This is a genomic window from Pseudomonadota bacterium (genome assembly GCA_013285465.1).
Lineage (GTDB): Bacteria > Pseudomonadota > Alphaproteobacteria > Micavibrionales > CSBR16-224 > CSBR16-224.
On record CP053449.1, the window covers coordinates 307,173 to 331,664 of the forward strand.

At 51.4% G+C, this 24,492-nt stretch carries 23 protein-coding genes; 5 read left to right on the forward strand and 18 right to left on the reverse strand.

What is annotated here, in order from left to right; genetic code table 11:
- Nucleotides 1–16: 16 nt before the first annotated feature.
- The 3 genes from HND56_01570 to HND56_01580 form a co-directional block, all read right to left on the reverse strand.
- A complete protein-coding gene (locus HND56_01570) occupies nucleotides 17–1,021 on the reverse strand; it encodes a fumarylacetoacetate hydrolase family protein (GenBank protein QKK04452.1) in 1,005 nt (334 codons plus the stop codon).
- Between the two features lie 32 nt (nucleotides 1,022–1,053).
- The gene (hppD, locus tag HND56_01575; protein QKK04453.1) at nucleotides 1,054–2,121 is read right to left on the reverse strand and encodes a 4-hydroxyphenylpyruvate dioxygenase; all 1,068 of its coding nucleotides are present in this window, start codon (nucleotides 2,119–2,121) and stop codon (nucleotides 1,054–1,056) included.
- Between the two features lie 99 nt (nucleotides 2,122–2,220).
- Nucleotides 2,221–2,967, reverse strand: a complete 747-nt coding sequence (locus tag HND56_01580; protein ID QKK04454.1) for a cyanophycinase — start codon at nucleotides 2,965–2,967, stop codon at nucleotides 2,221–2,223.
- Between the two features lie 143 nt (nucleotides 2,968–3,110).
- Here HND56_01580 and metF point away from each other — a divergent pair, with 143 nt between their 5' ends.
- Nucleotides 3,111–4,118 carry a methylenetetrahydrofolate reductase gene (gene metF, locus HND56_01585; GenBank protein QKK04455.1) on the forward strand — a complete coding sequence of 336 codons (1,008 nt, stop codon included), beginning with the start codon at nucleotides 3,111–3,113 and terminating at the stop codon, nucleotides 4,116–4,118.
- 4 nt (nucleotides 4,119–4,122) lie between these two features.
- Here the strand turns inward: metF and HND56_01590 are convergent, their stop codons facing one another.
- Nucleotides 4,123–5,043, reverse strand: a complete 921-nt coding sequence (locus tag HND56_01590) for a hypothetical protein (protein QKK04456.1) — start codon at nucleotides 5,041–5,043, stop codon at nucleotides 4,123–4,125.
- 206 nt (nucleotides 5,044–5,249) lie between these two features.
- Here HND56_01590 and HND56_01595 point away from each other — a divergent pair, with 206 nt between their 5' ends.
- A complete protein-coding gene (locus HND56_01595; protein ID QKK04457.1) occupies nucleotides 5,250–6,005 on the forward strand; it encodes a (d)CMP kinase in 756 nt (251 codons plus the stop codon).
- A gap of 6 nt (nucleotides 6,006–6,011) precedes the next feature.
- Here the strand turns inward: HND56_01595 and HND56_01600 are convergent, their stop codons facing one another.
- From HND56_01600 to HND56_01620, 5 genes are all read right to left on the reverse strand, one after another.
- On the reverse strand, nucleotides 6,012–6,548 hold the full coding sequence (locus HND56_01600) for a hypothetical protein (GenBank protein QKK06520.1): 537 nt from the start codon (nucleotides 6,546–6,548) through the stop codon (nucleotides 6,012–6,014).
- A 169-nt stretch (nucleotides 6,549–6,717) separates the two neighbouring features.
- Nucleotides 6,718–7,482: a hypothetical protein gene (locus HND56_01605; GenBank protein QKK04458.1), complete on the reverse strand. Its 765-nt coding sequence runs from the start codon at nucleotides 7,480–7,482 to the stop codon at nucleotides 6,718–6,720.
- A gap of 164 nt (nucleotides 7,483–7,646) precedes the next feature.
- Nucleotides 7,647–8,144, reverse strand: coding sequence for a hypothetical protein (locus HND56_01610; protein QKK04459.1), 498 nt, complete (start codon nucleotides 8,142–8,144; stop codon nucleotides 7,647–7,649).
- 130 nt (nucleotides 8,145–8,274) lie between these two features.
- On the reverse strand, nucleotides 8,275–9,018 hold the full coding sequence (locus tag HND56_01615; GenBank protein QKK04460.1) for a PhoH family protein: 744 nt from the start codon (nucleotides 9,016–9,018) through the stop codon (nucleotides 8,275–8,277).
- A gap of 341 nt (nucleotides 9,019–9,359) precedes the next feature.
- Nucleotides 9,360–9,905 (reverse strand): DUF882 domain-containing protein, encoded by a 546-nt coding sequence (locus HND56_01620; protein QKK04461.1) that lies wholly within the window; start codon nucleotides 9,903–9,905, stop codon nucleotides 9,360–9,362.
- 446 nt (nucleotides 9,906–10,351) lie between these two features.
- On the opposite strand from HND56_01620, the gene HND56_01625 reads away from it, so the two are divergent.
- The 3 genes from HND56_01625 (at nucleotide 10,352) to HND56_01635 (ending at nucleotide 12,618) form a co-directional block, all read left to right on the forward strand.
- Entirely contained in the window at nucleotides 10,352–11,308 is a 957-nt protein-coding gene (locus tag HND56_01625) for a hypothetical protein (protein QKK04462.1), read from the forward strand.
- Between the two features lie 156 nt (nucleotides 11,309–11,464).
- Nucleotides 11,465–11,887: a hypothetical protein gene (locus HND56_01630; GenBank protein ID QKK04463.1), complete on the forward strand. Its 423-nt coding sequence runs from the start codon at nucleotides 11,465–11,467 to the stop codon at nucleotides 11,885–11,887.
- Nucleotides 11,888–12,015: 128 nt separating this feature from the next.
- A complete protein-coding gene (locus tag HND56_01635; protein QKK04464.1) occupies nucleotides 12,016–12,618 on the forward strand; it encodes a type IV secretion protein DotN in 603 nt (200 codons plus the stop codon).
- A gap of 18 nt (nucleotides 12,619–12,636) precedes the next feature.
- Here HND56_01635 and HND56_01640 read toward each other — a convergent pair whose 3' ends face one another.
- From HND56_01640 to murG, 9 genes are all read right to left on the reverse strand, one after another.
- Nucleotides 12,637–13,635, reverse strand: a complete 999-nt coding sequence (locus HND56_01640) for a MoxR family ATPase (protein QKK04465.1) — start codon at nucleotides 13,633–13,635, stop codon at nucleotides 12,637–12,639.
- A gap of 33 nt (nucleotides 13,636–13,668) precedes the next feature.
- Complete coding sequence (locus HND56_01645) at nucleotides 13,669–15,117, reverse strand: hypothetical protein (protein ID QKK04466.1); 1,449 nt, start codon at nucleotides 15,115–15,117, stop codon at nucleotides 13,669–13,671.
- 178 nt (nucleotides 15,118–15,295) lie between these two features.
- Nucleotides 15,296–17,155 carry a cell division protein FtsZ gene (ftsZ, locus tag HND56_01650; protein ID QKK04467.1) on the reverse strand — a complete coding sequence of 620 codons (1,860 nt, stop codon included), beginning with the start codon at nucleotides 17,153–17,155 and terminating at the stop codon, nucleotides 15,296–15,298.
- Nucleotides 17,156–17,459: 304 nt separating this feature from the next.
- Entirely contained in the window at nucleotides 17,460–18,860 is a 1,401-nt protein-coding gene (gene ftsA, locus HND56_01655) for a cell division protein FtsA (protein ID QKK04468.1), read from the reverse strand.
- 88 nt (nucleotides 18,861–18,948) lie between these two features.
- Complete coding sequence (locus HND56_01660) at nucleotides 18,949–19,833, reverse strand: FtsQ-type POTRA domain-containing protein (GenBank protein QKK04469.1); 885 nt, start codon at nucleotides 19,831–19,833, stop codon at nucleotides 18,949–18,951.
- On the reverse strand, nucleotides 19,778–20,809 hold the full coding sequence (locus HND56_01665; protein ID QKK04470.1) for a D-alanine--D-alanine ligase: 1,032 nt from the start codon (nucleotides 20,807–20,809) through the stop codon (nucleotides 19,778–19,780). The genes HND56_01660 and HND56_01665 overlap by 56 nt, the downstream gene beginning before the upstream one ends.
- Before the next feature lie 108 nt (nucleotides 20,810–20,917).
- Nucleotides 20,918–21,880 (reverse strand): UDP-N-acetylmuramate dehydrogenase, encoded by a 963-nt coding sequence (gene murB / locus HND56_01670; GenBank protein ID QKK04471.1) that lies wholly within the window; start codon nucleotides 21,878–21,880, stop codon nucleotides 20,918–20,920.
- A complete protein-coding gene (locus tag HND56_01675) occupies nucleotides 21,846–23,309 on the reverse strand; it encodes a UDP-N-acetylmuramate--L-alanine ligase (GenBank protein ID QKK04472.1) in 1,464 nt (487 codons plus the stop codon). Before HND56_01675 ends, murB begins: the two co-directional genes overlap by 35 nt.
- Nucleotides 23,306–24,484 (reverse strand): undecaprenyldiphospho-muramoylpentapeptide beta-N-acetylglucosaminyltransferase, encoded by a 1,179-nt coding sequence (murG, locus tag HND56_01680; protein QKK04473.1) that lies wholly within the window; start codon nucleotides 24,482–24,484, stop codon nucleotides 23,306–23,308. Before murG ends, HND56_01675 begins: the two co-directional genes overlap by 4 nt.
- Nucleotides 24,485–24,492: the final 8 nt, after the last annotated feature.

Here is a 24,492-nt window from a genome sequence, read left to right on the forward strand (position 1 = left end):
GTTTACCCTTTCCCTTTCAGGCGGCGTTCTTCTTGGCGGAAGATGCCTCGTAACGTACAAGTTTCTGGTCAATTGCGCCGAAAATAGACGCGCCATCCGTATCTTTCATTTCAATGCGGATTGTGTCGCCGAAAGACATGAACGGGGTCGTGATTTCGCCGTTATTGATTTTCTCCAGCGTGCGGATTTCAGCAATACAGGCAAAACCGTTGCCGGCATCCTTGTTGGAGACCGTGCCGGAGCCGATGATCGTTCCGGCGACCAGCGGCCGCGTTTTCGCGGCATGGGCGATCAGTGTCGGGAAATCGAAGATCATGTCATCACCGGCATTCGGGCTGCCGAATTTTTTGCCGTTATAATGCACCAGCATCGGCAAAGCGAGTTTTTTGCCGTCCCATGCGGCGCCAAGCTCTTCCGGCGATACCGCCACAGGTGAAAAGGCGCTGGAGGGTTTTGACTGGAAAAAGCCGAAGCCTTTGCCGAGCTCTGCGGGAATCAGATTGCGTAGCGATACGTCATTCACCAGCATCACCAGTTTGATATGTTTTGCGGCTTCCTCCGGCGTAACGCCCATCGGCACATCATCGGTGATGACGGCGGTTTCCGCCTCGAAATCAATGCCCCATGCTTCATCGGCGGCGGCGATATCATCGCGCGGGCCGATAAAACTGTCAGAGCCGCCCTGATACATCAGCGGGTCCGTCCAGAAGCTCTCCGGCATTTCCGCGCCGCGTGCTTTGCGCACCAGTTCGACATGGTTGACATAGGCGCTGCCATCCGCCCATTGATAGGCGCGCGGCAGCGGTGAAGCGCAGGCCGCCGCATCAAAGGGGAAACCGTCGCGCTGCCCGTTTTCCAGCTCTTCGGCAGCTTTCTTCAGTTTCGGTTCCATTTCCGCCCAGTTATCAAGCGCGGATTGCAGTGTCGGCGCGATTTCACCGACAAAGCTTGCTTTGCTTAGGTCTTTGGTGACAACGGCAAGGCGACCGTCGCGCCCGTCTTTTAAGGATGCCAGTTTCATGTGCGTCTGCTCCTTTTTTCAGTTCGTTTTTTTTAAGCTTTCAATACGCCGCGGCGGATCTGGTCTTCTTCCAGCGATTCAAACAGCGCCTGAAAGTTTCCTTCGCCAAAGCCTTCATTGCCTTTGCGCTGGATAATTTCAAAGAAGATCGGGCCGATCGCTTCTTGTGTAAAGATTTGCAGCAACAGGCCTTGGCCTTCCGTCGGCGCGCCGTCAACAAGAATGTTCAGCTTCTGCATTTTTTCAAGGTCTTCACCATGTCCGGGAACGCGGCTGTCGACTTTTTCGTAATAGGTCGCAGGTGTGGTCTGGAAACCGATGCCGTTACCGTTCAGTGTTTCAACGGTGGTGTAGATATCATCGGTGCCAAGGGCGATATGCTGGATGCCTTCGCCCTTATATTTGTGCAGAAACTCTTCAATCTGCGATTTGTCATCCTGCGATTCATTGATCGGAATGCGGATTTTGCCGCAGGGGCTGGTCATGGCTTTACTGACCAGACCTGTCAGCTTGCCTTCAATATCGAAATAACGGATTTCGCGGAAATTGAACAAATCTTCGTAGAATTTCGCCCAGACATTCATATTGCCGCGCTGGACGTTATGGGTCAGATGGTCGATATAGGTCAGACCGCCATCGGCATATTTACCGCTTGTCTCTTCATTGACCATGTTGAAATCGACATCATAGATATTGCCTTTATCGCCGTAGCGGTCAACCAGATACAGGCGCGATCCGCCGATGCCTTCGACAACGGGGATTTCCAGTTCACCCGCACCGATGGGGTTTTCAACCGGCTTTGCACCCATTTCAATGGCGCGTGCGTAGGCTTTTTTCGCATCTTTGACACGGAAAGCCATGGCGCAGGCGCAGGGACCGTGCTCTGCTGCGAATTTTTGTGCAAAAGAATCGGGTTCGGCATTAATGATGAAGTTGATCTGCCCCTGGCGGTGCAGCGTGACATTTTTGCTTTTATGGCGTCCGACCAGACGGAAGCCCAGTTTTTCGAATAAGTCGCGCAGCTCTTCCGGCTGGGGGTGCGCATATTCGACAAATTCAAAACCGTCGGTTCCCATCGGATTTTCAAAAAGATCGGCCATGATTTCTCTCCTTATAGCTGAAATGCTGATATTTGCTTGCCGCCAATGTAGAGATTTTCCGCGTAAAATGCAAATCTTACCTGTGCAGGTAAAAGCCTGTTACAAACGGTGCCGTGCGCCATGCCGCAAAGTTTTGACGTCAAAGTCGGCAGGGGTGAAACTTTGATCTGTAGATGTTGCGTCAGGGCTTTTTGTGACGATGGTGACGCTGCCGCTGCCGATGACCTCAATTTTGCCATCCTTATGCAGAATAACAGCCGTATCTTCATCAAGGCCGATGCCGGTCTTGGACGGGTCGGCGGCAACAAGATTAAACAGGCGCGGCAACCGCCCGCGGTTCATAAAATGGGTATCAAAGATGATATCCTCCGCAAAACCGAAGCCGTCTCCGGTCTTGATGCCGCCTTTGCGGCGGGCATCTTCCGGCGTGCCGCCTGTGACCATACAGGCTGACATCACAGCGGCACCGGCACTTGTGCCGGCAATGATCAAATCTTTTTCGCGGCGCTCCTGCAACTTGTCGGTGAAAGGGGTATCTTTCAGGATGCGCGCCAGTTTTGACTGGTCGCCGCCGGAGAAAAAGACGATATCAGCATGGTCAATACTGTCTAGGAAGCTTTGCTCACCGGCTTCTGCGGCGGTTTCAATGTGAGAAATTTCACAGTTTTTGACACCCAGGCGGGCAAAAGCATCGCGATAGGTCTTTGCGACATCGTCAGGATAGTTTGTGGCGGTCGTGATGACATGGACGCGTGAGGCGCTGTCTTTTGCGGCATTCAGCACCGCGCGTAAAACCACGGCTTTATTCTGTTTGTCTTCGGCTCCGCCGATAGCAATCAGTGTCATGGATGCAACATTCCTATATGTGTCGATGAAAGTTGTTATTAAATAACATAATATTGAAATTTTGTCCAGCAACGGGTAAAAAACGGCGGGTTTAAAATATTTTAGCTGTTTTCAGCACAAAGCTTTTTCGCCATAATGGCGCAATGACAAACGAGGATGGAAAATTGCAGCAGAATAAATGGAAAACGGGACAGGTTGTCTCGGGCTATGGAACAATTCCGGCGCGGACTGCGGAAGATATTATCGGTGATAGCGGATTGTCGCTACCCTTCATTCCGCCTGTAGAAAGCAATCTGTCCGTCAGTTTCGAATTTTTCCCACCCAAGACGGAAAAAATGGAGGCGCAGCTTTGGGACTCTGTGGCGCAGCTGGCGCCTCTATCGCCGGAATTCGTCTCCGTGACTTACGGGGCCGGCGGTACAACGCGGGAACGCACCCATGACGCGGTGATCCGTATTCAGAAAGAAACCGGCATTCCTGCTGCCGCACATTTAACCTGTGTCGGCTCCTCGCGGGAGGAAATCGACGAGATTGCGCGAAGATACTGGGATGAAGGTATCCGCCATATTGTCGCTTTGCGCGGTGATCCGCCGGAGGGCAGTAAAACTTATGTGCCGCATCCGGGCGGCTATGATTATGCCAGTGATCTGGTCGCAGGGCTGAAGAAAATCGGCGATTTTGATATCAGTGTGGCAGGTTATCCCGAAGTGCATCCTGAAGCCTTATCGGCGGAAGCTGATTTTGAAAACATCAAACGTAAGGTCGATGCCGGCGCGAACCGCATTATCACCCAGTTTTTTATGGAACCGGAATTCTTTCTGCGCTACCGCGACAAGCTGGCGGCGGCAGGCGTCACGGTTCCTGTTGTGCCGGGCATTTTGCCGGTCAATAATTTTGAAAGTGTGCGCAAATTTTCAAAAATGTGTAACACCCATCTGCCGGACTGGCTGGCGCTATTGTTCGAAGGGCTGGATAACCAGCCGAAAACGCGTAATCTGGTTGCGGCAACGGTTGCGGCGGAGCAATGCCGCGTATTGTACCGGAACGGGGTACAGAATTTCCATTTCTATACGCTGAACAGGGCGGAGCTGGCCTTGGCGATCTGCCATATGCTCGGCCTGCGCGAGACTGCGGCAAAAACAGCCGGGTAGTTTATTACTGCACGGGGTCCGGCGTAACATTGCAGCGACGGTTTGAGGAAATAACCCGCGGCGGGCGACCGGTTTCAGGCATGCGCGCTTTTTGATAGGCGACGGATTCCAGAAAGAGTTCGGCGCGGCGGCGTTCCAGTGCCGTCATATTGTCAAAATCTTTGACGCGGTTTTTCCGGAACTTCTTGTAAAAAGCAATATTGGCCGCACGGATATCTTCAAAATCCGGCAGGTCTTTCCCCTTGACGGCGGCATCAAGATAGAGCGCGTTATTATAATCCTCATCACAGACATACATGGCGCGCAGATAGATGAATTTTTGCGCAAAATCAGAATCATCATCCAGTTTTTCCATGGCCTTGATTGTCTGTAAATCAGCATCAGTCTCACGGATGAAAGGATCACGCAGCAGCACGTTTTTTTCGCTGCAATGCCGCAGCTCATGCAAGATCAGTAATTTACGTGCTTGCCCGTCTGAAATCCCGAACCTGCCCAGATCAAAAGCCGCATTTTGCGACAGTGTGATGCGGCATCCGATAGCCGGTGAAGCGTAACTGCGCCAATGGTGCCACCACCATGTGGTTACCAATCCGTCAATACCGGCAATACGGTCGGCGTTATAAAGGTAAAAGAATATAAACGGCTTTTCCGTCAGCATATGCAGATGCGTTAAAAGGCTGTTCTTTTTCCGGACACGGATCGGGCTTTTGTTGATTTCCAGTATTTCCACAACGGCGGCGCGGTCGAGATTGCTTTTTTTCAGCTCCGTATCAATATCGGGAAAAAAAAGCCCCAGAACCGGACTGACAACATACATGGAGATCAGGAAAATAACCACATAACGCCATTTATTCGGGAACAGGAAAAGATGATAAAATTCAGCGAGAAGGAACCGGATCAGGACGATAGCTCTTTTATCTTTCATAATAACTGGCACGCTTTTTGCATAGTCATTGGGTGGTTACAACATAAATCATAGCTCTGTTTTTTTTGAAATGCCACTTGCAAAAAGTTAAAATTATGTTAAAATAAAGATTGATAAGTTAACAAAAGGTTAACAAACAAGATTCGCAAGACGCAATGCGGCATTGAAGAATAAAGAGAGCATCTAAGACAAACGGGAGAAGAGAGATGCAAGGGACAAATACGGTACGAAAGCAGACTGCCACAGTTGAACAGCAAAGCACATCACTGCTGGTGCATGTCGGACACCGCATTGTGGTGGCAATTGACGGCCCTGCCGGTGCGGGAAAAGGCACGCTGGCAACCCGCCTTGCGGAAGAGCTGGGACTGGCTTTCCTGGATACGGGCGCGCTTTACCGCGTTGTGGCCACGCTGATGATTGACAGTAACGGCAACCCCGAACGTGCGGAAGATATCGATTTTTGCATCAAAGCTGCTTTGAAATATATCACACCCGAATTGTTAAGCCGCCCCGAACTGCGCCGCGAAGATGTTGCGGCTATGGCCTCAAAAGTGGCGGCGGTTCCGGAAGTGCGTGCGGCATTGCTGGACTTCCAGCGTCATTTCGCCAAACACCCGCCCGAAGGTTATAAAGGCGTTGTTCTGGATGGTCGCGATATCGGCACGGTGGTTTGCCCCGATGCGGATATTAAGATTTTTGTAACGGCAGATGCGGAAACCCGCGCCAAGCGCCGTTATGAAGAAGTGATGGCCAGAAACGGCAAAGCCGATTATGAGGCGATTCTCGCCGATATGAAGGAACGCGACCTGCGTGACAGCACACGCGCCGTTGCTCCGACCAAACCTGCGGAAGATGCCATTATCGTGGATACGTCTTCATGGGGGATCGAGGAAACCTTCAAAAACACCCTGCAAAAAATCCGCGACAATATGGCGACCCAGAGCAAAGAAAAAGCCGCCTAGAACCCTTTAAACAGGAATACGGTGTACATGCACGTCATGAGCGGAATGTTTTTTCAAAATGGCTGTCGCTTTTTCGATCATGTCCGGTGAGCGCAGATTGACCCATAACAGAATACCGCCCAGATCGACCTGTTCCTGAAGAAAATCGGCGTGATGTTTGGCGATCATGCGTGCGAAAATACCGCCAATCCCTGCGCCGGCAGCGCCTGCAGCTGCGGCGCTTATAGCAGCAGCCAGCGCTGTTCCGCCGGAGGCGACGGTCACGGCAGCGGCCGTTGTCGCGGCAAGATAGAGCGGCAGGCCGATGGCGGAACCCTCCGCTTCGCCGATGGTTTCATTGGGAATGAAAATCGTACGGGGCGCGTCTTTGTCATCTTCTGCCGCCCGCACTTTTTTATAATGATGCCCCAGCTTTTCCTCGACGGCTTTTTCGTCAGCAAGAATACTGAGTTCCTGCCGCATGAAACCGTTTGATTGTAATTCATCCATTGCCGCCTGCAGATCATCGGCGCTGTGAAAAACGGCAACGGCTTCCTCGACCATTTGCGTATTTTGCGTTTCTTGCGGGTTATTGCTCATGGCGGCTTTCTCCTTTGGTTGTGTCATTTTGTTACAGGATATATTGCCGCAAAGAGGTTTCCAAGTGGTTAAACACGAAAAACCTCCGCCTGTAGAGGAGGGGGATCGCGAAACAGACTATACGGCGCATATTTTAGCGCAACGGAGAGAACTGGTTCGGATTGGCAATGAAATCGGAATAGCGCGGATGGTCAAACATGTGATGCACATAGCATTTCGGGTACCATTTGCGCAGAATTGATTTGGCCAGCATGTGGTAAACCGGTGTGATTTTCTTATTATCCGAGAGGTCGTTATATTCCGCAATCGCCAGTTTTTCGCCCATAAATTCATTGGTCAAAGCGGTCTCATTGCCGATGATGTCGTCAAAATAACAGCGAACACGCGGCAAAAAGTTTTCGGGCGCGGTGTCAAAAATTCGTAATGCCGATTTGGTCGAGGAATAAAGATCGACATCAAATAAAATCGCACCGACCGGGGCGGGCTTGTAGGTCTCGTAAAAATCTCCGATGGTGTCTTTGACATCACCGATAACCAGTTTCGCGGTTTTAAGGCTGGATTTCAGCAGCTCAAGATCCATCGGGAATGATCCGGCCCGCCATTGGTGCATAATGTCTTTATAGCCTTCCAGCTCCGGCAGTCCTTCGGCGGTGTCGAATCCGTAAACCTCGAATTTCAGGCCGGTCAGCTCCGTCAAAATGCCCGCATGTTTCTCCAGATAGCGCAGACCGGAACCGCCGGCGACGCCGAATTCAATGACGCTGATGGTATCGTATTTTAAGGCCAGTGCCTGCTGCGTTGCCTGATAAAGCGTATAGGCGTATTGCGGGTTTTTAAAAAACTCCAGACTAAAGCGGGATTTATAGCAGGCAAGGCGGTTTTTCTTCAGCAGGCTCATTTGTGCAGACTCTCTGTTCAAAGCGGTGAATGCGGTGCAGTATTAATAAAACATCGCTACTGAACAGGCAAGCAAGATTATATGTTGTTGGGAATTTGCGGCAAAATCGGCAAAACCGTTTTGTTAAACAGCAGAATACGAATAGGGAAAGATAAGAAAACGGTTTATAATTTTATCTGCCCTTGAACGACTTGCTGCATTGTCGGTTTTTTGGTTTTGATAAAGCGATCCGAATCTGTCCGCATAATCTCATGCAGGGCTTGGGCGGTTGCTGCAATATCCGGTGTTTGGTTTAAATCAGGCTCTATTTTCATGAAAGCGGATAGCGCATAGGCGGAGATCACCAATTCCTTATTACTCCCGTGAAAGAACCGGTCCAGATCTTCGGATTTATTTGCCTCCGGGATAATCTCTTGCAGTTTTGTGTTTAATTCCTGCGCCATCGCCTGAAGATCCAGAAACTCGTTATCTTTTAGCGTGGCATTACCGCGTTCTATAGCATAGCTGGTGCCGCCGATCACATCGTCAATGCGTGTCCATTTATGCCCGGTCAGCTTGGCAAGAAAATCGACACCCTCCGTGTTTTCCGGCGGAGTCGGTGCTTCCGGTGCATCCGTTTTTTTATGGGGAAATATCTTCGACAGCTTTTTAAAAAAATCCATATTGCGACTCCTGCTTGTATTGAATGCAAAACCAGTCTAGACAAAAATTGTAAATTTTATGTTAAAATAAGCAGTCCCCGCCTTATAGAAAAGCGGGGACTGCCGTATTTGCCAAGGAGCAGGTAAAGGGTTAAATCACATCCAGCATTTCCGCGACCAGCGGGTGACGGACGATGTCGGTTTCCTCCAAGCGGCAGACGGCGATATTTTCTACCGGTTCAAGCCGTTGCGCGATATCGGCAAGGCCGGACATGCCGGTTAAAAGATCGGTCTGGTCGGGGTCGCCTGTGACGACCATTGTTGAATGCCAGCCGAGGCGTGAGAGCAGCATCTTGATCTGGACATAGGTGCAGTTTTGCGCCTCGTCAATCACGACAAAAGCGTTGTTCAATGTCCGTCCGCGCATATAGCCGACCGGCGCGATTTCAATTTCGCCGTTATCCAGCATATGTTTCAGGCGTTTGATGCCTAGCCTGTCATGCAGCGCATCGTAAAGCGGGCGCAGATAAGGTGCCATTTTATCCTGCAGGTCACCGGGAAGATAGCCGATGCTTTCGCCCGCTTCGATGGCGGGGCGTGACAGGATAATCCTTTCGACTTCGCCGCGCTCATAAGCTTCGACGGCGGCGGAAATGGCAAGATAGGTTTTACCAGTTCCGGCGGGGCCGATGGCAAGAACCAGATTATGGTTCTCCATTGCATCCATCAGCTCTTTCTGGCCTTCGCTGCGGGGTTTGATATTCTTCACATATTTTTTATCGCGCTCTCCTTTATATTCTGAAAGCGGATCCCACCCCTCCTGAAACAACGGATGTACTTTGACAGAGTCGTTGTCTTTTTGCATGTATTTTGCTGTTTTGGATTTTTTACCCATGGCAGTGTCTCCCTTATATAAGGTGGATGGCAGAGCGTCTGTAAGAAGAACGCTCCAGAGGATGGTGGTAGAAAACAAAAAACCTCCCAAGAGGGAGGTTCGCGAAAAGGCATATTGCATTTTTCATTGCCGCGGCGTTTTTACGGTGGCCGCCGTCGGCCCTGAAAGTTTTTGTTGTATCAAACAGTAAATGTTTTTTCTGCAACAGTTCAACCTTGAAAAGGTTCATTTGAAACGGTCGAATGACCGCATGTCTTTATATTACCATGCGCGAATCACTGATGCCAGCATTATTTTGCAGGGCAGCATTTTTGTGGAATGATTATAAGGAGCGCTCCGGCTTACCAGTGGCGTACGCGTCCGGTGTCAATATGGACGAACTGGCTTTTCGGGTAATAACCGACACCGCCTGCTTTCAGAGCCATAGCCTGACGGCGTACATCGGTCAGGCGGCGACCCGGAAGACGGAGATCAACAGCTTGTCCCTGCATATGCAGGCTCTTCTTGGCGACACCGAAACCCATACGGCGCAAGCGGCTGTTTGTTTTCGGCGAACGGTAACCGGAAAAAATATTATATGATTTACTCGTTTCCATACGCTTTTGCAGGACAAACAGGATATCCATCAGGCGCGGGTCAATCGGAAAAATCTCTCCCGTGCGGTGGTCGCGCATAATTTTTTTGATTTCAGCAAAGGCATCGGGTAAATAGCGCCCGTCTTCCCAATATTCGCCTTTGAAAACCTCGCCGGTATGGGCGTTCTGAAATGTGAGACGCCGGCCTGACGTCAGACTCGCGGCATCCGTTGAATCCGGCCACCACAGCTGTGCCGCCGTTGCTATGATAAGGCTGCCGCCCAGAAACTGTCGTCTGTCAAAAACTTCCATCGCTCATGTACTCTCTTTTATATAAATCCTTTTGCTGTCTTTTTACGGCGAACACGATGATGAATGCAAGAAGATAACGTCCCGATCATTTCAAACGTCTTAAATATCTATCGTGAGACCTTAAAAGAAAACAATGTATCTTCATCCATTATATCATAAAAACCGTACCCTCCAAGTAAAACTTGACGCGGGAAAACGGCCTTTTTACTATATATTTAGGCATAATTGCATGTCGCCCTGCAATGAAGACGGTTATAACAAATTAACGAAATTTTTATAAAATTTTTGCCTTTTTGCCGTGTAAAATCACAAATAAGGTAATTAAATAAAAACAGTAACTTAGTTTGTTTTTAAGGTGTTTTCTTGTAAGGATGTTTGCGGTAGATTCCAAAACATGCCTATAATAGTAATATAGAAAAAATAACTGCCAGAGGTATTGATTCGACATGAAATTGACTAAACTGGCGCTTTTCGCCCTCGTCGCATTCTGGGCTGTTTTGGTTGGTCTTCCTGAATTGGCGCATGCCGCAGCTCCTCCTCCGGGTCCGAGCGTGGGGAAGGTATTGACCAATCTTCACGTTTCCATCAGCCGCGTCCCGAATATTTTAACGACAATTGCCTTTATCGGCGGGATTGTTCTTGCCGTAACGGGTGTGTTGAAGCTGAAAAACCATGTCGATAATCCTAATCAGGTGCCGCTTAGCGACGGTATTAAACGTCTGATCGCCGGCGGTGCCTTTCTGGGGCTGCCCGTGACAACCAATGTGATCAAGGGGTCGCTGTTTGGCAATGATGGCGGTGAATTGGGCAGCGGTACCGGTTTTGGCGTGAAAGCGGCAAAAGCACTGCCTGTCGCTTTGGATAATGTGGCCGTCACGTTCATTACGAACATGGCGACTCCGATGAAATACCTGTTGATTTCCTTTACCTTTATCACCGGGCTTGCAATGATTTTGGTCGGTATCTCGCGCCTGATTAAAACTGCGCAAGAAGGGCCGCGCGGCCCGGCAGGTATGGGAACCTTTTTCACATTCGCCTGCGGTATGGCTTTGATGGCTATCGGTCAGTCGATGGGGACCTTCAATGTCAGTATATTCGGTGACGGTACGATGAAGAACTATGCCGTCTTTTCGGCAACAGCCAAGGCGGCGCTGGGTAAAAGCGAACAGCAGATGCGGAATGTCATTGGCTCTGTCCTGATTTTCGTCTCGCTGGTCGGCTTTATCGCCTTTATGCGCGGATTATTTATCTTAAAACTGGTTGCGGACGGCAACCAGAACCATTCGATTACGCAGGCGCTGACCTTCCTGATCGGCGGGGCGCTTGCGGTCAATCTGGGTGCTGTCATCAATGCCGTTCAGAGTACGATCGGATATAATGCGATCGGCTTCACATTTACCTGATGAAAAGCTGAAAGCGGGCAGTATTTTAGAAAATTAATTGTTTTTTAATATATTGTTAGTAAAATAGTAAGAATGGAGTGGAATACTCTATATAGACTACGAGTGCAGAAAATAAAATCATATTAAGCCTATATTACGTACAAGGAGTACACAGTAATGAAACATGTAAAGAAACCACAACTTAGCCATAAACTCGCGGCCGGTCTTTTCGCGGGTATGGCTGTTGCACCGCTTATGTCCACCAAAGCTTTCGCTCTGGCGGCACCCGGCGTCGCAACGCAGGATTTTACAACAACAACAGATGCTATTACGACATCCGCATCTAAAATCCCGAACCTTATCTCTACCGTTGCGTTTATCGCCGGTATCGGTATGGCTATCGCGGGTGTTTTCAAAATTAAAGCGCATGTGGACAACCCGGCGCAGGCTCCGCTTAAAGACGGTCTGATCCGTCTTGCCGTCGGTGGTGCTCTGCTCGCGTTCCCGCTCTTGACCAACTTGATGGTCTCTCTGATCGGTCAGGACAACGCAGGCGGTCACTTGGTGCACACGCAAATGGGTAACGTTACGTATCCGTAAAAAGAAAAAAGGTATACGAACAGTTGAAGTATCTTAATATCGTGCCCGGGGTTAGTGTTTATTCTGACGCCGGGCGCGTCTTTTCATATAACGTCCTTGATATAGATGAAGCGTTGCAGCAAAAAGTGATGCAGCGCGACAAGGGCGTTTGCCAGTATTGCGGCTTTGAATCGGCCAAGCACCAGACTGTCCATTACACAGGACAGGATCCTGATAAGCCGGGCGAAATGAAAAGAATCGAAAACTTTGTCACCTCCTGTCATTATTGCCAGCAATGTTTCTATCTTGATCAGGTGGCGATGATGCAATCCGGCGCACTGATCTGGTTGCCGGAAATCGGGCAGGCGGCTTTGAATCATATCTGCCGTGCCGTTTATATTGCACGGATTACACAGGGTCCTATTGCCGATGCGGCCCGCGAAACGCTGGATGTTCTGTTGTCACGCAAAGAAGAGGCCAAAAACCGTATCGGGACGGATGATGTGATGCAGTTGGCAACGGTTCTTCAGGATTTTCTTGAAAATACGGAATACAAACACCGCCACGCAAAACTCAAACATTTGCGTATCCTGCCGCTTGACCGCCGCATTGTCCGCGAAGGAGATCTGGAATTTAATCAGTTCCCGCAAATTCTGGCTTATTGGCGTTCGAAAGACGGCCCCTTCGGCGAAATGCCGCCGCGTGTCTGGGCTGAAAAATTCCTGCTGGCAAAAGAGCAGTTGTCTGCTTAAAGGCCGGCGGCTCTCTCTTCAGACATATTTCTCACATATTTTTGTAATGATTTGCTGCAAAGTAATACCGCGCGTCCGCGCCGGGAAAGACAGCGCCATACGGTGCTGCAGGATAGGCTCGGCAAGCGCAATCACATCATCCATGGAAGGAGCATGACGACCGTCAACAAGTGCGCGGGCACGGGCGGCCAGCATAAAGGCCTGTCCGGCCCGCGGACCGGGCCCCCATGAAACGAAGTCCTGTACCTCGGCCAGATCGCTTTGCTCGGGACGTCCGCGGCGGACAATATCCAAAATCGCATCCACGACATTTTCACCGATCGGCATTTGTCGGACAAGTGCCTGCGCCTTGATCAGCTCTTGCGGTTTGGTAAGGGTTTTCGGGCTTTTCTCAGACGCGGTTGTTGTCTTGGCGATAATATCCTTTTCATCGGCCAATGTCGGATAGGTGACATTGATTTGCATCAGGAAACGGTCAAGCTGTGCCTCGGGAAGCGGGTAAGTTCCTTCCTGTTCCAGAGGGTTTTGCGTGGCCATAACATGGAAAGGCTGCGGCAGTGCATGGTTATGTCCGCCGACAGTGACAGTATATTCCTGCATCGCTTGCAGCAGGGCGGATTGTGTCCGCGGACTGGCGCGGTTAATCTCGTCGGCCATCAGAAACTGGCAAAAAACCGGCCCTTCGACAAATTTGAAATGGCGGTTGCCGTCTTCATCCTGTGCCAGAATTTCCGAGCCGGTAATATCTGCAGGCATAAGATCCGGCGTACATTGGATACGGCCTGTTTCCAGACCAAGAACGGTTCCCATGACACTAACCAGACGGGTTTTCCCCAGCCCCGGCAGACCGACAAGCAGCATATGCCCGCCTGACAGCAGCGTCGTTAAAGACAAATCGACAACCTGCTCCTGCCCCCATATGAAATTATGGATTTCGTCACGGATATCGGCAATCCAGCGATAGGTCGTGTCAAAGGCTTCGCTCATATCTCCGGTTTTTGCTTTTGCATTGGCCATGTTTTTTTGTCCTTTAAAATAAAAATAGTGTGCCTAAAAGAGTTTGGTTTGCGTCTCGGCTTTGTACCGTATGCGGAATGCAAACAGGACTGCGATAAAGATCATTGTGAACAAAAGCAGTAATCGCATGGGGTTCGGTGTGCTGAGATCTTGGAATTGTGTGAATTCCACCAGCTCGATAATCACGGAAATCATGCCGAGTACCGTGAAAATCAGGATAAAGGCCCCCAGTTTCTTTTCATGAACCTGATGCAGATCCTGTACAAGCCTGTCATGGATGTTTTTCGCCAGATCCAGTTGATTTTTCAGCGCATAGATACGGTCAGCCGTTTCCCATGTTTCCTCAATCGTACGTAAAATTTTCAGGCTCTGCGGATCCAGATGGTTGTCGTAATCATCATAGACACCGCGCAGGAATTCCGTGCGGGCATGGTATTCAACAAGAATGCGCGCTTTTTCTTCCAGCAGGGCGGGATTGGGATGGGCATCGTCAAGATTGATGCTGCTGTTGATATGAATCAGGTTTTCACAAATCTCTTCAAACATCGTGTAAAAGACGTTCTTGACCTGTAAAACACGGCGCAGCAGAGAACGCTGCCATTGCGAAGAATATCCTTCTTTGTAAATGACGATATGATTGGCATGACCGATGAAAACGGCCATATTTTCGTCCAGAGAGGCATCCTCCGTGTATTTTTCATCGCGGATAAAAATTTGCGAGGTATAAAGCTCTTTGGCTTTTTGAAAGCTTTCCTCGTCTTTGCAGGGAATTTCATACACACAGACCGCGCTGATAATTTTGCCGATTTCTTTCTGATGTCCCAAATATTGGTTGTTTTGTTGCGCTTTGATATTGCTGACAAAGGCCGTATTGGACATGATGTCTTGCGGTGTATTGATCCAGACGGTCTCAAATGTTTTTGAAAACAGTTCTGAATAATCATTTAACTGCTTGCCGATGGATTTGCAGACTTCTTTAAATTCCAAAATGGTCAAATCCTGCTGCGCCCGGATGGCTCCTGTAAAAATCACGGAGCCGTAACCGAAATCATTCATGCGTATTTCGATACTGGAAATCAGGAAGGTCGCCGGAGACACTTCCGGCTCTTCCGTTTCCTCTTCAAAAGTCGGCGGCGCGTTTTCATCGCGGAAAGCTGCGGCATCTATCTGGGGTTTAAGCCCGAGTTCTTTCAATTTTTCCAGCAGGTCGCTGTCTTTCAGGATACGCGTGATAAAAAATTGCGGGATAATCGGAAAGCCGCGCGTCGTGTCAGGCTGTATCTCGCCGCCGTCACTGTAAGTCAGGAAGTTCGAGGCGCCCCATGTGCCATGCGCGACATTGGATAATGTGTTCATAAATTCTTTTTGGAATTCATGGTAGCCGATGCCCAGAAACCGTTTTGATTCAAGAAATAGTCCGGTACGGATCGGACCGTTGAAAGAAACGGGGTGCGTGTGGTCTTTGCTGAGAAATAGTGTCATTTGTATGATTTTAAAAGTTGGTTGAAAGAACCGTCCTTCCTATCCTAAAAACAAATCCTTTATTTTGTCTAAATATTTCTACTTTTTTGCCGGAAAAAGAGCGGTAAGAGCCATGGGAAAAGAAAAAAAGCCGGGACTAGAAGTCCCGGCAAAAAAGTTAAAGGCAATAAGAACTTGTTTAATTCGCTTGTCGGCGCAGGAAGGCCGGGATATCCAGCTCATCATCATCACCGCTTTTCTTGACATCGCTGCCTGCGGCGCGTGATGTTTCGGAAACCGGGGCTTTTCTTTGCCCTGTCAAACGCTCAAAGAACGAGGGCTTCTCTTCTTTCTGCGTTGCGGCTTGCTGTGCCGGTGCTGTTGGGCGAACCGGAACACTGGTCTGTTGCGGTGCTGTCAGCGGTGTTTTCAGGGCATCCGTATTTTGCTGCGGTGCGGCGGATTGCGCGGAGGCGGCGGTTTCGTCACCCTCTACTAACAATTCCTCATCCGTCACAGTGCGCGGATCGACAGGTTTCGGCGGAATAAAGCTGTTTCCGCAGGCGCTGCGCTGAGGTTGCGGCCAGTTTGTATCGAAAGCCGGGCTGCGTTTTTGGCTGACAGGCGTTTGCGTGCGCGTTTGTGTCGCGGAAACGTCAAAGCTGCTTTCATCCAGTTTTACAGCGGCGGCTGTTTGGCCGTTGCTCATCGTGCCGAGCGTTGTTTCCGCATGGCCTGTTTCATAGCTTTGCGCCGGTTGCGCAGGCTTGGAAACGGGGGCGGGGCTTTTTGCCTGTGCGGCATAGCCTGCACCCGTATTGCCGGCATTCTGCGCTGCCAGCGATGCCGGCAGTTTCGGAATATCGGAGCGGAAGCCCGTATTCATCGGTGCGGCAGCGCGGGGGGCGGGTGCCCATCCGGCGGTGCTTTGCGATGTGCCGTAGTCAGTATCGCCGGAGCCTGTTTCCGTAGATGTTTTAACAGCTTCGGGTTCTGCAACAGGTGTTTTCGGTGCCGCAGGCTGTTCAACAACGGGTTTATTGTAACCTTGCGTTTTTACAGCTTGGTCGTGACGGAAAACTTTCTTCTGCAGTTCCGCATCGATGCCTGTGGCAACAACGGAAACGCGCATTTTACCTTCCAGATTGGCATCAAAGGTCGAACCGAAGATGATATTGGCTTCGGAATCCACCTCGTCACGAATACGGTTGGCGGCTTCGTCAACTTCATACAGCGTCATATCCATGCCGCCGGTGATGTTGATCAGCACACCGCGTGCGCCTTTCATCGAGATATCGTCCAGAAGCGGGTTCGAAATGGCAGCTTCCGCAGCTTCAAGAGCGCGGCGCTCGCCTTCCGCTTCGCCCGTTCCCATCATGGCTTTGCCCATTTCGGCCATAACGGCGCGGATATCGGCAAAGTCCAGATTAATCAGGCCCGGCATCACCATCAGATCGGTCACACCGCGAACGCCGGATTGCAGAACTTCATCTGCCAGACAGAAAGCATCAGCGAAGGTGGTTTTTTCATTGGCGATGCGGAACAGGTTCTGGTTGGGGATGACGATCAGCGTATCGACATATTGCTGCATGTCTTCAATGCCGTTTTCGGCCAGTTTCATGCGGTGCGTGCCTTCGAAGTGGAAAGGTTTGGTCACAACGCCGACAGTCAGCGTGCCGCGCTCGCGCGCCGCACGTGCAATCACCGGTGCTGCGCCGGTTCCTGTGCCGCCGCCCATTCCGGCAGTAACAAAAACCATATTCGCGCCATCAAGATAGCTGAGAATTTCGTCAATGCTTTCTTCCGCCGCGGCTGCGCCGATTTCCGGATTTGCACCCGCGCCAAGTCCGCGTGTTACATTCGGGCCAAGTTGTATTTTTTGTTCAGCGATATTGCTGTCAAGGGCCTGTGCATCGGTGTTACAGACCAGGAATTCGCAGCCTTCAAGGCCGGAACTGATCATGTTATTGACGGCGTTGCCTCCTGCGCCGCCGACTCCGATCACAGTTATCTTCGGACGCAGGCGCGTGTCCTGCGAGTGCATTCTGATGTTCAACATTTTAGTCCTCCGCTTCGAATGTATTCCTATCTTAAGCACAGTTTTTCTTCATTTCCAGAGTCTGATTTTTCTTTTTTTGGAATTTTGTTACTTTTTTTGGACTCTGTGTGAAATAAAACCTGTGTTGTTTTCTTAAAACCTGTGGAAAAAGAACCTATCAGATTGATGCGGCTCTATTCTTTTAGGATACTTGTTTTGTGTAGAAACGCAAAGGAATTCTTAAAAATCTATTAAGAAAAAGCGTCTTTTTCTGCAACTTATACGAAAAAGCACTTATTTATAGTCATAATGCGGTGGTTTTGTTCTACCAGTTTTCACGAAACCAGCTGGCGGCTTTTTTCAGCAGATTATCGGGCAGACCCAAAGACGGCAATCCGATCGCCGGAATGCCGAGCGCGGGGATGCGTTGCGGTGTGCGCGGACGCGCTGTCTGGCCTGCGAATTCGGCAGCATGGGCCAGCAATCCCAAAGTCGTGGCAAAGCCGGGTCCGCCGGTGGATTCCGGCAATCCGCTGATTTGCTCGGGACTGCCCAGACGAACCTGTTTGTCCAGCACATGACGCGCCAGCTCGGAAATGCCGGCCAATTGGCTTGCGCCGCCCGTTAACACGACGCGGCGTCCGGCAATCTGCCCTAAGCCGTCATCATTGAGTTTTGCGCGTACCAGTTCAAAAGTCTCTTCCAGCCGCGGCTGGATAATGCCGGTCAAAAGCGAGCGCGGCACTTTATTTCCGGCAATTCCGCCGCTTTCGCCGACGGCGGGGACATCAATACTGTCATGGTCGCTATGGGCAACGCCGGAGGCGCAACCGTAAAGAATTTTGATGCGCTCGGCATCCATGACCGATGTCGTCAAGCCGCGGGCGATATCATTGGTGACATGCTGCCCGCCAACGGGAATGGCGCCTGTATATATAAGTGCGCCGTCAAAGAATACGGCGATCTGTGTCGTGCCCGCGCCCATATCAATAATGGTGCAGCCCAGATCACGTTCGTCGGGAACAAGGCAGGACAGACCGGAGGCATAAGGGGAGGCGCAGAAGCCGGAGACATCAAGATGATTGGCGGTAACGGCGCTGGCAAAATTTTTCAGCGCGGAAACGGGGGCGCTGATAATACTGAGATCAACCCCCAGCTCATGCCCGTACATACCGACAGGGGTGCGGATGCCGGTCTGATTGTCAACGCTGTAGGAAACGGGAATAACATGGACGATTTCCTCATGTCCCGGTGCGGCAATGTTGCGTGCCTGATAAAGGGCGGCGTCAATATCCTTCTCGGTGATCTGATGGCCGGAGATGCGGACATCGACGGAAAAGTGATGCGGGGTTGTAAACAGGGCGGGAATATTGACAAAGACGCTTTCCAGTGTTTCGCCGTTCATTTTCGGGCGCGCCATATTTTCGGCGGCTTGTACCGCGCTGCCGACGGCATTTTCCACCGCTTTCAAATCAATGATATTGCCGTTCTTCATTCCGGCCGAAGCATGGTGACCGATACCGATAACCTCGACAAGCTTGCGGGTTTCGGTATCTGCCAGCGCAATCATGCAGCAGATTTTGCTGGTGCCGATATCGACAATGGCGACAGGAGCAGTCTGCGTCTTTTTCCGCTGCGGAAGATTGATATTTTTATCTTCCGTATCCTTGCCGTTTTGCAGCGGTTTCATTTTGTCGAAGTCGAATAATGACTGTGCAAAGCGCATGGCTGTTGTCTCCTGTTTCGTGTTCTTTATTTTTATTGTCTTCTTGGATGCCCGATAGAAAGGCTTTTCGATGTCGTCTTTTTTTATTTTAGTTCTTTACGTCTTTGTTGCCGTGTCCGGCGGAGGCGGTCGTAGTCGTATTTATTGCCGCGCGTTCCGGACGGAACACGGCGCGGTTTTCGACGCGCAGGTCGATAGAAATCCATTGATGGTCGAGAATTTTCTCGTCCTTGTGCATTTTCATCAGTGCGGCCAGCGCAAATTCGGGCGCATGTTCCGGCAGTTTGACGCGGGTGCCGCCTGTCAGAAGCAGATCCCAGCGCCTTTCACCGATGCGTACGGCGCTTTCCAGATATTTTGTCAGTTCCGGTTCGGCGTTCAGCATGACGCTGAGCGCGGCGATATGTTTATGGGCGTCTTTGCCGATAATCAGGGGCAGATAGGAAAATTCCTCAAGATTATCGCGGGTCAGCACGCGGCCTTCGCGGTCAATGACGGCAAGGCTGCCGTCATTCTGCCACATCGCCACCGGAACGCGTTCCGTCAGATTGACAGTGATTTTATCAGGCAGACTGCGGCGGATGCGGACATCCTCCACCCAGGAAATAGAGGCAATCCGTGTGGCGGCCATTGCGGGATCAAAACCGAAAATCGGTGCGCCCTCTTCAACATTTAGCAGACGGCGCAGCTCTTCAGGGTCGGTACGGGACCGTCCGGCAACGCTTACTTCGCGAATGGCAAAACCTGTCTGGGCCGTTGCTTGCAAACTCTTCTCACTTATCCATGTCGTCATTTGAGAGACCAGCCCTGCGGATGCAAGACCGGAAAGAAGCCACAACCCGAAAGCCGCGACTGTTCCCAGTATAGCAAATTTTGCGAAATCATGCGCGGGTGAATTGCGCATTTTTATTTCTTTTTTACGCTTGCTGCTTTTCTTCGCTGTTTTGCGCGTTGTTTTTTTGGCTTTCGCCATTTGTTTCCCCTTCACGCGTCCCCTGTTTGACCATGCTGCGGAACAGCGCGTCTTCGATCATCCAGACAACCAGTTCTTCAAAACTCAGACCCAGATAAGCAGCCTGTTCAGGAACCAGAGATGTCGGCGTCATGCCAGGCTGGGTGTTGATTTCAAGGAAGAACAGACCTTTGCGGCCTTCCTCCGTGTCGTTATAGCGGAAGTCACTGCGCGTCACGCCCTGACAGCCCAATTCCCGATGTACGGTTTCCGCATATTGCAGGGCGGCATCGAAAATATCTTGCGGAATATCGGCGGGCAGGACATGTGTTGACCCGCCATCGGCATATTTAGCCTCGTAATCATAGAAATTTGTTTGCGGCAAAATTTCGGTAACGGTCATCGCATTTCCGCCCATCACAGCAACGGTCAGTTCGCGCCCGGGGATATATTCCTCGACCAGTACCTGTTTATCGGCATTGCCCAGTGTCCAGATTTCCGGATCTTCCAGCGGGCAGCGGTTTGCGCCTTTGGGCACAATATGCACGCCAAAGGAAGAGCCTTCCGCATTTGGTTTGGCAACATAAGGCGCAGGAATTTTGATGCCATGCAAGGCGTAATCGCCGCGCGACAGCAGTTGGCTTTCGGGAACCGGCACACCGTGTAAGGCTGCGATTTCCTTGGTTTTGCTTTTATCCATCGCAAGGGAGGAGGCCAGCACGCCGGAATGGCTGTAAGGCAGTTCCAGAAGTTCAAGCAGACCCTGCATCGTGCCGTCTTCGCCGAAAGGGCCGTGCAGCATGTTCAAAACGGCATCGGGCGCGGCCTTATCCAGCTTTTCCAGCAAGGCTTTGATATCGCGCGTCACGTCAATGCGGCTGACTTTAAAGCCGTTTGCTTCCAGCGCATCGGCACAAAATTTGCCGCTAACCAGAGAGACGGGGCGTTCCGCAGACCAGCCGCCAAGTAAAACGGCTACATGGGGTGTTTCTGTCATCTGTCACTATATCCTTTTATTTTGCGCCGCAGAGAAGCCGTCGGGCGTGTATGAATAACTCACCTACCATAACATATAAGAGGGTCTCTGGCGAGAGGGGTTTTGGGATTATTCAGCCAGCGGCACGCCGATACGGCGGATCTCCCAGCGCAGGGAAATGCCGGATTGTTCCAGTACGCGGGCGCGGACGGTTTCTCCCAGTTTTTCAATATCGGCGGCTGTGGCATCGCCTGTGTTAATCATAAAATTGCAATGTTTTTCCGAGATTTGCGCGCCGCCGATTTTCAAGCCGCGGCAGCCTGCCGCATCCACCAGCTGCCAGGCATGTTTGTCACAGTCGGGATTGTCGCGGAACGGATTGGCAAAGGTGGAGCCACCGGTTTTCTCGCGGATGGGCTGGCTTTCCTCGCGCTTGTTTTTGATCTCTTCCATGGCGGCAAGGATTTCCGCTTCGTTTCCTGCGCCGGTTTTAAATGCCGCGCCGGTAAAGACTGCGCCTTCCGGCACCGTGCTGTGACGGTAACGCATTTCGAGATCACCGGGGGTTAGTTGCAAGAGCGTGCCGTCGCGGGCAACCGCATCGGCATATAGCAGCACATCCTTGAACTCGCCGCCGTAAGCGCCTGCATTCATGGTTAACCCGCCGCCGATTGCGCCCGGAATGCCGGAGAGAAAGGCCAGCCCTGCGCGGCTGTTGGCTGCAGCGAATTTGGCAACGCTGACATCAAGTGCGGCAGCACCTGCATAAATCACACCGTCATCCTGCAATGCCGTTTTGGCGAATTCCCCGCCCAGACGGATGACAACACCGGGAATGCCGCCGTCACGCACCAGTAAATTCGACGTCGCGCCAATGACTGTTAAGGGAATATCGGCGGGACAGTTTTTCAGGAAGGCGGCAAGGTCATCCGTATCGGCGGGGCGGAACAGCACTTCGGCGGGCCCGCCGACGCGAAACCATGTCAGCGGTGCCAGCGGCACATTCTCGCGCAGCTTGCCGCGCGTTTCCGGCAGGCGGTCAATCAAAGCCATTGTATTAGACGGCCTGGCGTTGTGTGGCTGTGTCGTCATTATTTTTGTCCTGTTCGGAAAGCTGGCTCGGCAAGGCATAGGCCCATTGCGTGACATCGCCTGCACCAAGGAACAGCACCATATCATGCGGTTTGGCGCTTTTGCCGACCAGACGCGGAATGTCCTGCGGGCCGACAATGGCCTGCACATTTTTATGGCCGCTATTGCGGATGCCCTGTACCAGCGTATTTTTATCCGCACCGGCAATCGGCGTTTCACCCGCCGTGTAAACATCGGCGACCAGAACCTCATCGGCGGCATCAAAGCATTTGCAGAAATCATCAAATAAACCGGAGAGTCGGCTGTAGCGGTGCGGCTGCATCACGGCAATCACGCGTCCGCCTTTGCTTTCGCGGCGTACAATATCACGCGCGGTGCTCAGGACGGCTTTGATTTCTTCGGGGTGATGGGCGTAATCATCAATAATACGAATGTTATTGACCACACCTGTGGTGGTAAAGCGGCGTTTGACACCTGTGAAATCGGCCAGCCCTTTACGCATATCATCTGCGGAAATCCCAAGCTTGTAGGCGGTTGCAATACAGGCCAGTGCGTTCAGGATATTGTGTTCGCCGAACATCGGCAGCAGAAAATCATTCATCACGATCTTATTGCCGAAGACGCTGACATCAAACAACATGCCGTCGGCGGTGTTGCGGATATTGGTGGCGCGAATATCGCTGCCTTCTTTAAAGCCGTAGGTGACGACCTTGCGGCGCACATCCTGCACGAGTTTTTTTACCGTGTCATTATCGGTGCAGGCAATCACAAAGCCGTAGAAAGGCAGACGTGCCGCGAATTTTTTATACGCCTCTTTCACATCGTTAAAAGACCCGTAATGATCCATATGTTCGGGGTCGATATTGGTGATAATGCCGATACTGCAGGGCAGCAGGGTAAAGCTGCCGTCGCTTTCATCCACTTCAACAACCATCCAGTCGCTTTCGCCGATGCGGATATTGGTGCCATAGGCATTGACGATGCCGCCATTGACGACAGTCGGATCCAGCCCCGCCTTTTCCAGCATATGGCCGATCAGCGAGGTTGTCGTGGTTTTGCCATGTGTTCCGGCAATGGCGATGCTGTTTTTGAAACGCATCAGCTCCGCCAGCATTTCGGCGCGGCGGATAATCGGAATATTGCGCTCATTGGCGGCAACCAGTTCCGGATTATCGGCATGTACGGCGGAGGAGTAGACCACGACCTCAACAGGGCTGCCGCCCGGCGGTTTTAAAACATTATCGGCATCATGGCCGATGGCAACATGGATACCTTTATCGCGCAGACGCTGGACATTTGCGCTTTCCTTGGCATCCGATCCCTGCACCTTGTAACCCAGACGGTGCAGGATTTCGGCAATACCGCTCATGCCGATGCCGCCGATACCGACAAAATGCAGAATACCTGTTTCAAGAGGCCAGTTCTTCATGCTGCAAGGTCCTTCTCTTTTTCCTGATCTTTGTGAAGCGAGGCATTTTGGCCGCCGCCACCGCCGCCTATATCATAAACCAGACGGGCAAGACGTCCGGTTGCACCCGGTTTACCGCAGCTTTTGGCCGCTTCTGCGGCTTTGAGCAGCATATCCGGTTTTTCAAAAAATTCTTTCAACAACTCGCCTAGCGCCTGCGGTGTGAAGTTTTCATCTTCCATCACCCATGCGCCGCCGGCCTCGGCAATGGCTTCGGCATTGCGGCGCTGCTGCCCGTCACTGTGTTTCAACGGCACGAACAGCGCGGGGCGCCCGACCACGGCGACCTCGGCAACAGTTGAAGCGCCGGAACGCCCGATAAAGACATGGCAACGCACCAGCTGTTTGGCAACATCATTGAAAAACGGGCGGATATCGGCGCTGGCATTGGTTTCCTCGAACCGTTTGAGAACGGTGTCGATTTCTTCGGGACGGCATTGTTCGCGGATAGAGATGCGGTGTTGTAAATCACCGGGCAGGGATTTGATGGCGGCGGGGATGACTTCGCCGAAAATACGCGCGCCCTGACTACCACCCATGACAAAAATATTTAATGTGTCATTATCGTCAAAAGCGGGAAGCGCCGCCCCCTGTTGCGCCAGTATATCGGCGCGGACGGGATTGCCGACCAATATGGTTTTACGGACAAAATGAATAACGCCTTCCGTATCGGGCAGGGAGATCGCGATTTTTTTCGCTTTCTTCGCCAGCCTTGCATTGGCTTTGCCCAAAACGGCATTTTGTTCATGCAAAATGGTCGGCACATTTAAAAGCTGTGCCGCGAATACGGCCGGAAAAGACGGATAGCCGCCGAAACCGACCACGCAATCCGGTTTGGTTTTTTTAATCAGCAGCAATGCCTTCAGGATGCCCATCCCCATGGTAAAAAGGGCGGTGATTTTTCCCAGCAGACCGCTGCCCATCGTGGCGGAGGGTAGCACTTTGACATCAATGCTGCTTTTTTGCGCCCAGGCGCTTTTTTCATGAAAAGCAAGCCCGCGGCTGTCTGTCGCCAGAATGATGCGGTTACCGTGTTTTAAAATCTCTGTTGCCAGCGCCTGCGCCGGAAACAAATGTCCGCCGGTACCGCCGGCGGACAGCAAGATCGTGTGCTGTTTATTCTGTGTATTTTCCATGCGCACAT